Source organism: Kitasatospora sp. NPDC088160 (assembly GCF_044741445.1).
Taxonomy (GTDB): Bacteria; Actinomycetota; Actinomycetes; order Streptomycetales; family Streptomycetaceae; genus Kitasatospora.
Window position 1 is genome coordinate 224,205 of the sequence record NZ_JBIUSS010000001.1, and the last position, 13,599, is coordinate 237,803.

Below are 13,599 nucleotides of genomic sequence, written 5' to 3' on the forward strand. Positions count from 1 at the left end.
GGGGTGACGGTGGCGGTGACGCCGGCCGGGGCGCCGCTGACCGACAGGTTGAGGCTCTGCGCCGAGCCCGCCGTCACTGCCGTGGCGATGGCCGCGGACGTGGACGAACCAGCGGCCAGGGTGCCGGAGTTCGGGTTCACCGCGACCGAGAAGTCGTTGCCGGGCTGGGTGCCCGTGACGTTCAGGGTGAAGACGCCGGTGTGACTGCCGGAGGCCGCGCTGCCGGTGACCGTCAGCTGGTAACTCCCGGGCGCCACCGCCGAGGTGGTGGTGACGTTGAGGGTGGCGCCGGTGCCGGCGGTGACGCTGCCGGGGGTGACGGTGGCGGTGACGCCGGCCGGGGCGCCGCTGACCGACAGGTTGAGGCTCTGCGCCGAGCCCGCCGTCACTGCCGTGGCGATGGCCGCCGACGTGGACGAACCAGCGGTGACCGTCGCGGAGTTGGGGTTGACGGCCACGGAGAAGTCGTTGGTCACCGTCGAGCCGCTGGTGAACGGCGCGAAGATGTGGGTGAAGTCCCAGGTGTTCTGGCTGATGCCGGAGCAGGAGTCGTCCCCCGCCTTGCCCGGGCAGCCGCCGTTGTCGCGCTGGAGCGCCCAGAAGGACAGTGTGTTGATGCCCTTCGACACCGCCCAGTTGTAGACGGTGGTGGCGTTGGCCACGGTGAAGGTCTCGGCCGCGCCGTAGTCGTCGATGCCGGGCATCTCGGTGATCCCGATCGAACCCCACAGCTGGGCTGGGGTCTTGGACGGGTAGAGCTTGGCGAGCTGGTTGTAGAGGCCCTGCGCGGAGGTCTGGGTGTCGGCCGCCATGTCGTGGGTGGCGCCGTCGTAGTAGTCGAAGGTCATCATGTTGACGACGTCGATCCGGGCGTTGTTGCTGACCGCGTTCTTCAGCACGGCGAGACCGCTGGAGGCGAGCCCGGTGGTGGTGGTCGGCAGCGTGTAGGAGAACTGGACGTTCCGCCCGTTGGTGGCGGCCCAGTCCTGCACGATCTTGATCGCCTTGTTGCGACGGTCGATTCCGGCCGTGTTGGTCAGCGAGTTGTCCTCGATGTCGAGGTCGATCCGGCTGACGTCGTAGGTGGTGACGAGGTTCTCGAAGGCTGCTGCGATCTGGTTGACGTCGGTGCAGCTGTCGGCCAGTTCGGTGCCGGTGTTGTCGGCGGTGTAGCCGCCGAAGGAGGGGATCACGTCCCCGCCGTTGGCCCGGATGGTGGCGATGTCGGCGCCGAAGGTCGAGGAGGAGACCGGCTTGGAGGTGTCGCCGTTCCAGTACGGGGTGCAGGAGCCCTTGGTGGCGGCCTGGAGGAACGCCATCGTCAGGTGCTTGGCCCCGGACTGGGCGGCCAGGGCGGCGGGGCTCTGCCCGGTCCAGGACTCGAAGTAGGGGGCGAAGACCCGGCTGGGGAGCGGGGTCGCGGCCTGGGCGGAGCCCGTCCCGGCGGCGACCAGGCCGGCCGAGGCGGCCAGCGTGGCACAGGCTGTCAGGGCCGCCTGGATGGTTCTGCGTAGACGCATGGATTCTCCAACATACGTGGTGGGGCAGGACGTTGGGGATGCGCGCATGATCGGGGCGCGACGGCCGTGTGGGGTCGGCTGCGCGGGCCCGGACGTGCGGACGTGTGGGTGTGCGGGTGTGCTGACGTGCGGGACTGCTGGGTGTCCGGATGTGCGGGCGCGCGGAAGCCCACCGACTCGCGCGGAGGCGGGTGGCGGGTACGCGTGTGCGCACGCCGTACGGAGCGGGGGTGGTGCGGGACAGGCAGGGCAGGGCAGTGCCTCAGCCGCCGGTGGTCACACCCCCACAGTGCATCCCGGTCGGATCGACATGCTTATGGTTGGACTAGACCACTGGTCTGTCAAGAGACCTAACAGTTCGTCAACATACCGCCCTCGTGGCCGAAGGGCCGTCCGATCGGCCGGGTGTGCGCGGTGCGGCCGGGGCTGTGGAGGTGGGCGGTGCGGCGGAGGTGGCCGGTGGGGCGGGGTGGCCGCGCTGCCGAAGGGTGGATCCGGCGAAGAGCGAAGGTGCCGAAGAGCGAAGGTGCCGTGGCCGCGCGCCCGTCGGCGGGAGCGCGGCCACGGCGGCCCGGTGCTCAGGACACCGGGCGGTTCGGGTGGGCGCTCCGGGTCACGCCGGCGGCGGGCAGAGGGTGGTCCGCAGCGCGTCGTTGATCTTCGCGGCGGTGTCCGGTCCGAAGCCCTGCGGGTGGTCGGGCGAGGTGAAGCGCTGGTTGGCCAGCTCGACCAGCTTCGACTTGTCCTTGGGGAACTGGAACAGCGCCTGGCACTGGTTGCGGGCCCGGTCCACGGCCTGGTCCGGCTTGCCGCCGACGATTGCCGGGTCTATCGCGTCCAGCGCGGCGACCAGCTTGCCGGTCAGGTCGGTGCCCGGCTTTCCGGGCAGGCCGGCGTCGCTGGGGGGCGTGGGCTTGGCCGGGGCGGGGGCTCCGGAGGAACCGGAGTCCGGGGCGGGGGCGGGGGCCGAGGGGCTGTCGGGCGCGGGCGCCGAGGGGGCCGCGGGCACCGAGGGGGAGGCGGCCGGGTCGGGCGCGGAGGCCGAGGGCGACTCGGGCGCCGACGGCGTCGAGGCGGTGCCGGGGGCGGGAGCCGAGGCGGCGGCCGGGGTGGTGGGGGAGCCGGCCGCGGCGGTGGCCGGGTGGGGGCCCGGTCCGGAGCTGGAGCAGGCAGCGAGGCTCACCGCGGCGAATGCCGTGAGGGTGGCGGCGAGGAGACGAGTGCGCATGGCGTCACACTGTCATGTCCGCGGCGTCGAAGGGAAGATCCTCCCGCGAGCGCGGACGGCCCGGGAGGGGGACCTCCCGGGCCGCCGACTCGCCGCGTTCGCAAGACACGGGCGAGGCGCCAGCAAGGCACGGCCAGGGCACGGGCGAGGCGCCAGCAAGGCACGGCCAGGGCGCGGGCGAGGCGCCAGCAAGGAACGGCCGGGGCGCGACCGGGCACGGCCAAGGGGCCGGCCGAGGCGTGGTCAGCCGAGGCCGTTGGCCTTCAGCCAGTCCTTGGCCACCGCCGACGGGTCGTCCTTGTCGATCGCGACGCGCTTCATCAGCGCCGTCAGCCCCGCCGTGTCGAGCTTGGCCGACACCGCGTTGAGGGCCGCCGTCGCGGTGGGGTTCACACTCGCCTTGTTGACCAGCGGGGTGACGTTCTGCGCGCCGAAGAGGTTCTTCGGGTCGGTCAGCGGGACGAGCTTCAGCTGGACGATCTTCGGGTCGGTGGTGAACACGTTGCCGACCTGGATGGTGCCGTCCTTGAGCGCGTTCGCGGTGGCGTCGCCGGTGGGCTTCCACTCCTTGAAGTTCAGCCCGTAGACGTCCTTGAGCTGCTGCTCGCGGCGGGACTTGAACTCCGGCGGACCGCCTATCGTGAACTCGCCCGCCTTGGCGGCCAGGTCGGCGATGCTCTTGAGGCCGTACTTGTCGGCGTTCTCCTGGGCGACGCTGAGCGAGTCCTTGTCCTCGGCGGGGGAGGAGTCGAGGATCCCCAGCGCGGCGGGCAGCGTCTTGGCCAGCGCCGCGTTCACCTCCTCGGTGGTGGCGGCGGTGGACTTGGCGTCCAGGTAGGCGAGCAGCGAGCCGTTGTACTCGGGCAGGACGCTCAGGCTGCCGCTCTGGAGCTGCCCGTAGAGCACCTCGCGGCTGCCGATGTTGAACTTCTCCTCGACCTTGACGCCCTTGGCCTTGAGGGCCTGCGAGTAGATCGAGCCGAGCAGCACGTTCTCCGGGAAGTTCGCCGAGCCGACGACCACCGTCGAGCCGGCGCCGGCGCCCGAGGCGGCGGGGGAGCCCGCCGCGGAGCCGCCGCCGAGCGGGTCGCCGCCGCCGGAGGAGCCGCAGGCGGTGGCGCCGAGGGCGAGTGCGGCGAGCGTGCCGAGGACGACGGCGCGCCTGCTTCCGTGGTTTGTCGACATGGTGACAGATGTCCTTCCGGAGAGGATGGGGAACGAGGTTCAGCGGGCCCGGCGCTGGGCGCGCATCCCGGGCGGGAGCGCGTACCGGGCGAGCAGGGCGAAGAACAGCTGGGCGCCGACCGCGAGCAGCACCACCAGCAGTGCGCCGCCGACGGTGACGGCGTACTTGCGGGTGGCCAGTCCGTCGATGACGTAGCGGCCGAGGCCGCCCAGCCCGACGTACGCGGCCACGGTGGCGGTCGCGATCACCTGGACGGTCGCGGTGCGAAAGCCCGCCAGCAGGGTCGGCGCCCCGGATGGCAGGCAGACCTGCCACAGCACCTGCGGGTGGGTCAGCCCGATGCCGCGCGCCGCGTCCCGGACGTCCGGGTCGGTGCCGCGCACCCCCTCGACGGCGGCCACCAGCAGCGGCGGCGCGGCGAGCGCGACCAGCGGGATCAGCACGGCCGTGTCCCCGACCCCGCCGAGCAGCACCGCCAGCGTCACCAGGCCGAGCGTCGGCAGGGCGCGGGTGGCACCGGCGAAGGCCGTCACGAGCGTGACGCCGCGCCCGGTGTAACCGATCAGCAGCCCGAGCGGCACGGCGAGCAGCGCTGCGAACAGCAGGGCCTCGCCGGAGAGCACCAGGTGCTCGGTGATCCGGTGCACGATCGAGTCCGGGCCGCTGCGGTGGTCGGGGGCGGAGAAGAAGTCGCCCAGCCAGTTCAGCCAGTTCACGAACCGGCTCCCTTCTCCCGGACGGCCCAGGGCGCGAGCAGCCGGCGGGCGCCCACCAGCAGCAGGTCGACGGCCAGCGCGAGGGCGGCGATCAGCGCGATGCCGGCCACGATCGGGGTCGGGAACGTGCGCTGGAAGCCGTCGATGAACAGGTAGCCGAGCCCGCCGCGCCCGATCAGCGCGCCGACGCTGGCCAGCGAGATGCTGGACACCGCCGCGACCCGCAGCCCGGCGATCAGGTACGGCACGGCGGCAGGCAGCTCGACGGAGGTCAGCCGGTGCCACGGCCCGTACCCCATCGCGGTGGCGGCCTGCCGGACCGGGTCCGGGACGGCGCGCAGGCCGTCCACGGTGGTCGGCAGCAGCACGGCGAGCGCGTAGAAGGTGAGCGGGATCATCACGGTGGCCTGGGTGGCGAGGCCGGTGTAGGGGATGAGCACCACGAACACGGCCAGCGAGGGCAGCGCGTAGACGATGTTGAAGACGGCGGACAGCGGTTGGTACAGCCGGGGGAAGCGGGTGCAGGCCAGGCCCAGCGGGACGGCCAGCAGCAGGCCGATGAGCACCGGAAGCAGGGAGATCACGGCGTGGTCGGCGAGCAGGTCGCCGAGGTAGCCGAGGTGGTCGCCGATCCAGTACCAGCGGACGATCGGTTCACCGTCCACCGGCCGCCCCGTCCGTGAGGTCACCGGCCGCCGCGCCGGCTGCCGCACCGCCCGCCGCGTCCACAGGGCCACCGGCTCCCGCACCGCCCGCCGTGCCCGCTGCGTCGGCCGCCGCGGCGGCCACAGGGGTGGACAGTGCGGCGAGGACGGCCTCGCGGCTCGCGGTGCCGGTGGCCCGGCCGTCGGCGTCCAGGGCCACGGCGGCCCCGGCGGGGGAGAGGACGGCGGCGTCCAGCGCGGTGCGCAGGGTGTCGGCGTCCGGCCGGTAGCCGGAGACCGGGTGCAGCTCGGCGGTGGCGGCGTCGCGGTCGATCCAGCCGATCGGGCGGCGCTCGTCGTCCAGCGCCAGTTCCCAGCCGCCGTAGCGCAGCCCGTCGGCCACCGGGCGGACGGCGATGGTGGTCGCGGGGCGCAGGGCGAGGCCGCGCAGGCCCCGGTCGCGGCCGAGGAAGGCGGCCACGCCGTCGTCCGCGGGGGTGGTGAGCAGGGTGTGCGGGTCGGCGAGCTGGGCGATCCGGCCGTGTTCGCGCAGGACCACCACCTGGTCGCCGAGCCGGACGGCCTCCTCGATGTCGTGGGTGACGAACAGCACCGTCTTGTGCAGCTCGGACTGGAGCCGCAGCAGTTCCTCCTGGAGCCCGGCGCGCACCACCGGGTCGACGGCGCTGAACGGCTCGTCCATCAGCAGCACCGGCGGGTCGGCCGCGAGGGCGCGGGCCACGCCCACCCGTTGCTGCTGGCCGCCGGACAGCTGGAACGGGTACCGCTTGCCGGTCTCGGGAGCGAGCCCGACCAGTTCGAGCAGTTCGGCGGCCCGGGCGCGGGCCTTCTTGCGGTCCCAGCCGAGCAGGTAGGGCACGGTGGCGACGTTGTCGATCACCTTGCGGTGCGGGAACAGGCCGGCCTGCTGGATCACGTAGCCGATGCCACGGCGCAGCTTGGCGGGCTCCAGTTCGGCGACGTCCGTGTCGTCCAGCAGCACCCGGCCCGAGGTCGGCTCGACCATCCGGTTGACCATGCGCAGCAGGGTGGTCTTGCCACACCCGGACGGTCCGACCAGGACGGTTATCCGACCGGTCGGGACGTCCAGGTCCAGGCCCTCGACGGCGATGGTGCCGTCGGGGTGGCGCTTGCCGGCGCCCTCGAATCTGATCACGGGGAGTTTCCTCGTCAGGGCGCCCCGGGGAGGCGGCGCCTGTTTCGGTCGTACGGTTGATGGCGGTTCGTCGACAAGCGGCGACGGCGTGGGCCGTACCGGCCGCTGCCGTGACGGCGTCTGTCGGATCGACCGCCCGGGCGTTCTTCCGCCCGCGTGGCTGCCCAGCTTCGGACCGGCGGAAACTCTGATCAGACTATGACCTGCATCATCTCCTGTCTCTCACTTACCACCCGGCACGGGGCCCGGACCCCGCCTCCGGACGGCCGGGGCCGACCGGACGCCCGACGTTCCGGCAGGTCAGAGGGGTGGGACACGGACACCCTGACGGCGGGTCGAGGGCTCGGGCCCCGGACGATCAGCCCGTCAGCCGCCGAGCGCCCCGGCCCTCCAGACTCTCAGCCGCCCCGGCGCGTCGGCAGCCCGGAGGCCGCCCAGCCGACGAAGCCGCCGTCCAGATCGGTCGCCCGGTGCAGCCCCAGCTCGCGCAGCGAGGCCGCCGCCAGGCTGGAGGCGTACCCCTCCGAGCAGACCACGATCACCTCGACGTCGTAATCCGACGCCTCGGGGATCCGGTGACTGCCCGTCGGGTCCAGCCGCCACTCCAGGACGTTGCGCTCGATGATCAGCGAGCCGGGGATCTCCCCCTCCGCCGCCCGCTGCGCCGCCGGACGGATGTCCACCAGCAGCGCGCCGTCCAGCTGCGACTGGTACGCCTCTCGGGCGCGCGGACGGTGGACGCCCTCGCGGGCCCGCTCCACCAGGTCGTCGATCGTGGTCACCATTGCTCCGGTCCTTCCTCCGAGGTACGGACGAGCCCGCCGGCCCGCAGGTCGTAGTGCGCCATCGAGCCCAGCGGGGGCGAGTAGGCGTGCAAAGTCACGGCCGGGCCGGACGCGGTGTTGCGCACGTCGTGCACGTACTCGGGGCCGAAGGCGCGGGCGGTGCCGGCCGGGACCCGGCGGATCAGCAGGCCCTGCTCCGGCCCGCCGAGGGACAGCTCCTCCAGCTCGCCGAGGGCGACGGTGAACGCGCCGCGCGAGCCGCCGTGGTCGTGGAAGCCGGTGGACTGGCCGGGCAGCCAGCTGATCAGCCACACCTCGTGGTCGTCGTCGGCCACCAGCCGCCGGTACCAGCGCTCCTCGGTGGAGAGCCGGACGAGGTGGATCCACTGGTCGGGCTGTTCGGCCAGTTCGCGGACGACGGTGCGCAGGGCGCTCGGGGTGAGCGGCGCGCGGGTCTCCGCGGTGGCGGTGGCGGTGGCGGTGGCGGTGGCCTTGGCCTTGGCTGTTCTGGCCGGTGCCGGTGCCGGGGTCGGGGCTTGGGCGGCAGCGGGTTCGTCGGGGGCGAGGTTCAGGCTCATGGGGGCGTCCTCGGGTGCAGCGGGAACGTCGGCGGGGTGCGCCCTGGTCCGGCGGCGGGCGAGGGCACGGGCCGACGGAGCGGCACGGCACGCGCGGATGCGCCGGGCGGGGCGGGAATCAGAACGCTGGGTGCGGGTGTGCGGCGCGGGCCCTGGCGGACGTCACAGGGCGGGGGCAGCGCGGAGAGCCAAGGTCAACAGGCACAGATGGAACTCGCCTGGCGTCGCAGATCGACGTGCAGGCGGCAGACCAGAGTGGTGCCGGTGTCCATGCGCCGGATCCTTCCCGAGCCAACCGGACGAAGTCAAGCCGGATGGGGCCGGATCGCCCGGCTCCGCCGCCGGTCGGCTCTCCGCCGGCTGCCCGTTACCCCTCGGCCGGCCGCCTTCGGCTGCGCCGCGCTAATCCACCCCCGGCCGAGCGGCCGACCGGCCGTCGAGCCGTTCTGGACCGGAACCGCCGAACGGCACTCGCATGCGTAAGGACCCCACTCGCGGGGTAAATGATCGGTTCATCCCATCCGGGACCCTCTGCGTGTCCGCGTCACGAGATCGCCCCAGATGCGTTACCGCCAACGTATTGTCAGGCCACCGAGGCCCGGCCTACGGTCTACAGACCGCTTTCTACGCACGTAGACCCCTGCGGATCCCCGGCGGTCCGCAGACGAGACCCGCCCGCCCCGTCAACCCTCAGACCGCAGGCCCGACCCCATGGCCGGGCGGCGGAGTTGCGGAGGTATCCATGTCGCAGATCGTCCGTGCCGCGCTCGTCCAGACCCGCTGGACCGGCGACCAGGAGAGCATGATCGCCCTTCACGAGCGGTACGCCCGCGAGGCCGCCGCCCAGGGCGCGAAGATCATCGGTTTCCAGGAGGTCTTCAACGCCCCGTACTTCTGTCAGGTCCAGGAAGCCGAGCACTACCGCTGGGCCGAAGCCGTCCCCGACGGCCCCACCGTCCGCCGGATGCAGGACCTCGCCCGTGAACTCGGCCTGGTGATCGTCGTCCCGGTCTACGAGGAGGAACAGGCCGGGGTCTACTACAACACCGCCGCCGTCATCGACGCCGACGGCAGCTACCTCGGCAAGTACCGCAAGCACCACATCCCGCAGGTCAAGGGCTTCTGGGAGAAGTACTACTTCAAGCCCGGCAACCTCGGCTGGCCCGTCTTCGACACCGCCGTCGGCAAGGTCGGCGTCTACATCTGCTACGACCGCCACTTCCCCGAGGGCTGGCGCGCCCTGGGCCTGGCCGGAGCGCAGATCGTCTACAACCCCTCCGCCACCAGCCGAGGCCTCTCCGCCTACCTCTGGCAGCTGGAACAGCCCGCCGCCGCCGTCGCCAACGAGTACTTCGTCGCCGCCATCAACCGCGTCGGCACCGAGGAGTACGGCGACAACGACTTCTACGGGACCTCCTACTTCGTCGACCCGCGCGGCCAGTTCGTCGGCGACGTCGCCTCCGACAAGGAGGAGGAGCTCGTCGTCCGCGACCTCGACCTCGGCCTGATCGAACAGGTCCGCCAGCAGTGGGCGTTCTACCGGGACCGCCGCCCCGACGCCTACGGACCGCTCGCCGAGGCCTGAGGAGCAGCGCGATGACCACCCGCGACCCGCACCAGCGCACCATCGTCCGCGGCGGCCTCGTCATCACCGCCGCCGACGAACTCCACGCCGACGTCCTCATCGAGGGCGAACGCATCGCCGCCCTCGCCACCACCGGCAGCTCCACCGCCGAGGCCTGGAGCGCCGACACCGTCATCGACGCCACCGGCCACTACGTCATCCCGGGCGGCGTCGACGCCCACACCCACATGGAACTGCCCTTCGGCGGCACCTCGGCCTCCGACACCTTCGAGACCGGCACCCGGGCCGCCGCCTGGGGCGGCACCACCACCATCGTCGACTTCGCCGTGCAGTCCGTCGGCGGCTCGCTGCGCGAGGGCCTGGACACCTGGCACGCCAAGGCCGACGGCAACTGCGCCGTCGACTACGCCTTCCACACCATCGTCTCCGACGTCAACGAGGGCGTCCTCAAGGAGATGGACGCCCTCGTCGACTCCGGCGAGTCCACCTCCTTCAAGCTCTTCATGGCCTACCCCGGCGTCTTCTACAGCGACGACGGCCGCATCCTGCGCGCCATGCAGCGCGGCGCGGTCAACGGCGGGCTGATCATGATGCACGCCGAGAACGGCATCGCCATCGACGTCCTGGTCGAACAGGCCCTCGCCGCCGGGCACACCGCACCCCGCTACCACGGCGAGGTCCGCCGCGAACTCCTGGAGGCCGAGGCCACCCACCGGGCCATCAAGCTCGCCCAGGTCGCCGGCAGCCCGCTCTACGTCGTCCACGTCTCCGCGGCCGCCGCCCTCGCCGAGCTCGTCCAGGCCCGCGACGCCGGGCTCAACGTCTTCGGCGAGACCTGCCCGCAGTACCTGTTCCTCTCCACCGACAACCTCGCCGAGACCGGTGCCGACGGCTTCGAGGGCGCCAAGTACGTGTGCAGCACGCCGCTTCGGCCGCGCGAGCACCAGGAGACGCTCTGGCGCGGACTGCGCGCCAACGACCTCCAGGTGGTCTCCACCGACCACTGCCCGTTCTGCTTCACCGGGCAGAAGGAACTCGGCCGCGGCGACTTCTCGAAGATCCCCAACGGCCTGCCCGGCGTGGAGAACCGGATGGACCTGCTCCACCAGGCCGTCGTGGACGGGCACATCACCCGTCGGCGCTGGATCGAGATCGCCTGCACCACGCCCGCCCGGATGTTCGGGCTGCACCCGCGCAAGGGCACCATCGCGCCCGGCGCCGACGCCGACCTCGTCGTCTACGACCCCACCGCCGTGCAGACCGTCTCCGCCGCCACGCACCACATGAACGTCGACTACTCGGCGTACGAGGGCCGCCAACTCACCGGCCGCGCCCGCACCGTGCTCTCGCGCGGCACCGTCGTGCTGGACGGCGAAACCTGGCTCGGCCGGGCCGGCCACGGCACGTTCCTGCGCCGCGACACCTGCCAGTACCTGACCTGACCACTCTCCCGCGCCGCCGCCCGGGCCTGTGCGCACGACCGCCCGGGCGGCGGAACCACCCTCCCCGGAGCCACCATGGACATCGGCCTCGTCCTGCAGACAGACCCGCCCGCCCGCCTGCTCATCGACCGGATGATCCGCGCCGAACAGGCCGGGTTCAGCCACGGCTGGACCTTCGACTCCTGCGTCCTGTGGCAGGAGCCGTTCGTCATCTACAGCCGGATCCTCGCCGAGACACGGCGGTTGACCGTCGGACCGATGGTCACCAACCCCTCCACCCGGACCTGGGAGGTCACCGCCTCCCTGTTCGCCACGCTCAACGACATGTACGGTAGCCGCACCGTCTGCGGCATCGGCCGCGGCGACTCCGCCATGCGGGTCGCCGGACGCCACCCCGCCACCCTCGCCCGGCTCTCCCAGGCCATGCACGCCATCAAGGAGCTGGCCGAGGGGCGGACGGTCGAGGTGGACGGCACCGAGATGCACCTGCCGTGGGTCGGCCCAGGCGCCCAACTCCCCATCTGGATGGGCGCGTACGGGCCGAAGGCGCTCGCACTGACCGGTCGTCAGGCCGACGGATTCATCCTCCAGCTGGCCGACCCGTACCTCGCCGAGTACATGGTCAAGGCGGTGCGGTCCGCCGCGGCCGAGGCCGGCCGGGACCCGGACGCCGTCACCATCTGCGTCGCCGCCCCCGCCTACGTGACCGCCGACGACTCGCCCGCCGCGCTCGCCCACGCCCGGGAGCAGTGCCGCTGGTTCGGCGGGATGGTCGGCAACCACGTGGCCGACCTGGTCAGCCACTACGGCGCACACTCCGAGCTCGTCCCGGAGGCCCTCACCGACTACATCAAGGGCCGCCAGGGCTACGACTACAGCCACCACGGCCGGGCCGGGAACCCCGACACCGCCTTCGTGCCGGACGAGATCGTCGACCGCTTCTGCCTCATCGGCCCGCCGCAGGCCCAACTCGCCCGCCTGGAGCACCTCCGCTCCCTCGGCGTCGACCAGTTCGCCGTCTACGCCATGCACGACGCCGTCGAGGCCACCATCGACGCCTACGGGACCGACGTCATCCCGCACCTGTCCCGCCAACCCCAGACGTAACGCCATTCACACGGAGGGGAGTTGCCCAAGGCCGACACCGCGACCAGCGGCGGCGGGCAGTGGCATCACTCCGACGGCCGGGTCGAACTCGAACCGGCCGCAGGGGAGTTGCCGTCCAACGGCTTCACCAACGGCGACCTGCGGCCGGTCCCGGTGGCACGGCGCACCTGGACCACCTACAACTTCCTGGCGCTCTGGGTCGGCATGGCCCACAACATCCCGTCCTGGACGCTCGCCTCGGGGCTCGTCGCGCTCGGCATGGACTGGAAGCAGGCCGTGCTGACCATCGCGCTCGCCAACCTCGTGGTGCTCGTGCCGATGCTGCTCACCGGGCACGCCGGGACGAAGTACGGCATTCCGTTCCCGGTGTTCGCCCGGGCCGCGTTCGGACTGCGCGGCGCCAACCTGCCCGCGCTCATCCGGGCGGCGGTGGCCTGCGCCTGGTTCGGCATCCAGAGCTGGATCGGCGGCGAGGGGATCTTCCTGCTGGCCGGCAAGCTGCTGGGAGAATCCTGGCGCACGGCAGCGGAGTTCGGCGGCTATCCATGGACGCAGTGGGTGTCGTTCCTGCTGTTCTGGCTGATCGAGATGGCCATCATCGCCCGTGGGATGGAGACCCTCCGGCGGTTCGAGAACTGGGCCGCGCCGTTCGTGATCGTCGGCGCGCTGGCGCTGCTGGCATGGATCACCGTGAAGGCGGGCGGGTTCGGTCCGTTGCTCGACCAGCCGTCCGAACTGGGCTGGGGCGGCGGGTTCTGGAAGGTCTTCTTCCCAGCGCTGATGGGCATGATCGGGTTCTGGTCGACCCTGTCGCTCAACATCCCCGACTTCACCCGCTTCGGCGGCAGCCAGCGCGCCCAGATCCGCGGGCAGGCGCTCGGCCTGCCGACCACGATGACGCTCTTCGCGCTGCTGTCCGTCCTCGTCACCTCCGGCTCGCAGGCCGTCTACGGCGCACCGGTGTGGGATCCGATCGAACTCGCCGCGAAGATGGAGAACCCGGTCGGCATCCTGTTCGCGCTGCTGACCGTCCTGATCGCGACGCTGTCAGTGAACATCGCCGCCAACGTCGTCTCGCCGGCCTACGACCTCGCCAACCTGCTGCCCCGGCTGGTCGACTTCCGTACCGGGGCGCTGATCACCGGCGTCGTCGGGATCGCGATCTTCCCGTGGAGGCTGATCTCCGACCCGCACGTGTACATCTTCACCTGGCTGGGTGTGGTCGGCGGCCTGCTCGGGACGGTGGCCGGGGTCCTGATCGCCGACTACTGGGTGCTGCGTGGCACCCGGCTGCAACTCGCCGAGCTGTACCAGCCGGGCGGGGCGTACTGGTACGCGGGCGGGTGGAACTGGCGGGCGGTGACGGCGCTGTTGGTCGGGGGCGTCCTGGCGATCGGCGGCTCGTACGGCGGGCCGTTCCCGGCGGACGGGCTGCTGCCCGTGTTCAAGCCGCTGGCCGACTACGGCTGGGCGGTCGGCTTCGGGTCGGCCTCGGTGCTGTACCTCGTGCTGGGCGCTGTCCCGGGTGCCCGGCGGGTGGGCGGGCGCCACGGGCGGACGGCGGCGGACGGCTGACAAGTGACAGCGGACGGATAACAGCGAACGGATGACAGCGAACAGATAACAGATTT

The 13,599-nt window shown here is 72.2% G+C and carries 13 protein-coding genes; 4 read left to right on the forward strand and 9 right to left on the reverse strand.

What is annotated here, in order from left to right; genetic code table 11:
* The 9 genes from ACIOGZ_RS00895 to ACIOGZ_RS00935 form a co-directional block, all read right to left on the reverse strand.
* Positions 1 to 1,520 (reverse strand): glycosyl hydrolase family 18 protein (locus ACIOGZ_RS00895; protein WP_400984239.1); only part of this gene is annotated, 1,520 nt, incomplete at its 3' end.
* A gap of 613 nt (positions 1,521 to 2,133) precedes the next feature.
* Positions 2,134 to 2,748 (reverse strand): hypothetical protein, encoded by a 615-nt coding sequence (locus ACIOGZ_RS00900; protein WP_400984242.1) that lies wholly within the window; start codon positions 2,746 to 2,748, stop codon positions 2,134 to 2,136.
* A gap of 243 nt (positions 2,749 to 2,991) precedes the next feature.
* Positions 2,992 to 3,933, reverse strand: coding sequence for an ABC transporter substrate-binding protein (locus ACIOGZ_RS00905; RefSeq protein WP_400804801.1), 942 nt, complete (start codon positions 3,931 to 3,933; stop codon positions 2,992 to 2,994).
* Between the two features lie 39 nt (positions 3,934 to 3,972).
* Entirely contained in the window at positions 3,973 to 4,650 is a 678-nt protein-coding gene (locus ACIOGZ_RS00910; protein ID WP_363579465.1) for an ABC transporter permease, read from the reverse strand.
* Complete coding sequence (locus ACIOGZ_RS00915) at positions 4,647 to 5,315, reverse strand: ABC transporter permease (protein WP_363579463.1); 669 nt, start codon at positions 5,313 to 5,315, stop codon at positions 4,647 to 4,649. The genes ACIOGZ_RS00910 and ACIOGZ_RS00915 overlap by 4 nt, the downstream gene beginning before the upstream one ends.
* On the reverse strand, positions 5,305 to 6,471 hold the full coding sequence (locus tag ACIOGZ_RS00920) for an ABC transporter ATP-binding protein (RefSeq protein WP_400804805.1): 1,167 nt from the start codon (positions 6,469 to 6,471) through the stop codon (positions 5,305 to 5,307). Before ACIOGZ_RS00920 ends, ACIOGZ_RS00915 begins: the two co-directional genes overlap by 11 nt.
* A 398-nt stretch (positions 6,472 to 6,869) precedes the next feature.
* Positions 6,870 to 7,256: a rhodanese-like domain-containing protein gene (locus ACIOGZ_RS00925; protein ID WP_363579460.1), complete on the reverse strand. Its 387-nt coding sequence runs from the start codon at positions 7,254 to 7,256 to the stop codon at positions 6,870 to 6,872.
* Positions 7,250 to 7,834: a cysteine dioxygenase gene (locus ACIOGZ_RS00930; protein WP_400984245.1), complete on the reverse strand. Its 585-nt coding sequence runs from the start codon at positions 7,832 to 7,834 to the stop codon at positions 7,250 to 7,252. Before ACIOGZ_RS00930 ends, ACIOGZ_RS00925 begins: the two co-directional genes overlap by 7 nt.
* Positions 7,835 to 8,028: 194 nt before the next feature.
* Positions 8,029 to 8,106: a putative leader peptide gene (locus tag ACIOGZ_RS00935; protein ID WP_106981192.1), complete on the reverse strand. Its 78-nt coding sequence runs from the start codon at positions 8,104 to 8,106 to the stop codon at positions 8,029 to 8,031.
* 470 nt (positions 8,107 to 8,576) lie between these two features.
* Here ACIOGZ_RS00935 and ACIOGZ_RS00940 point away from each other — a divergent pair, with 470 nt between their 5' ends.
* The 4 genes from ACIOGZ_RS00940 to ACIOGZ_RS00955 all read left to right on the forward strand — a co-directional run bounded on the left by ACIOGZ_RS00940 (position 8,577) and on the right by ACIOGZ_RS00955 (position 13,543).
* Complete coding sequence (locus ACIOGZ_RS00940) at positions 8,577 to 9,419, forward strand: nitrilase-related carbon-nitrogen hydrolase (RefSeq protein ID WP_063349907.1); 843 nt, start codon at positions 8,577 to 8,579, stop codon at positions 9,417 to 9,419.
* 11 nt (positions 9,420 to 9,430) lie between these two features.
* Entirely contained in the window at positions 9,431 to 10,861 is a 1,431-nt protein-coding gene (gene hydA, locus ACIOGZ_RS00945; protein ID WP_400984249.1) for a dihydropyrimidinase, read from the forward strand.
* Positions 10,862 to 10,936: 75 nt separating this feature from the next.
* A complete protein-coding gene (locus ACIOGZ_RS00950; RefSeq protein ID WP_400984252.1) occupies positions 10,937 to 11,968 on the forward strand; it encodes a TIGR03842 family LLM class F420-dependent oxidoreductase in 1,032 nt (343 codons plus the stop codon).
* Between the two features lie 21 nt (positions 11,969 to 11,989).
* Entirely contained in the window at positions 11,990 to 13,543 is a 1,554-nt protein-coding gene (locus tag ACIOGZ_RS00955) for an NCS1 family nucleobase:cation symporter-1 (RefSeq protein ID WP_400984255.1), read from the forward strand.
* Positions 13,544 to 13,599: the final 56 nt, after the last annotated feature.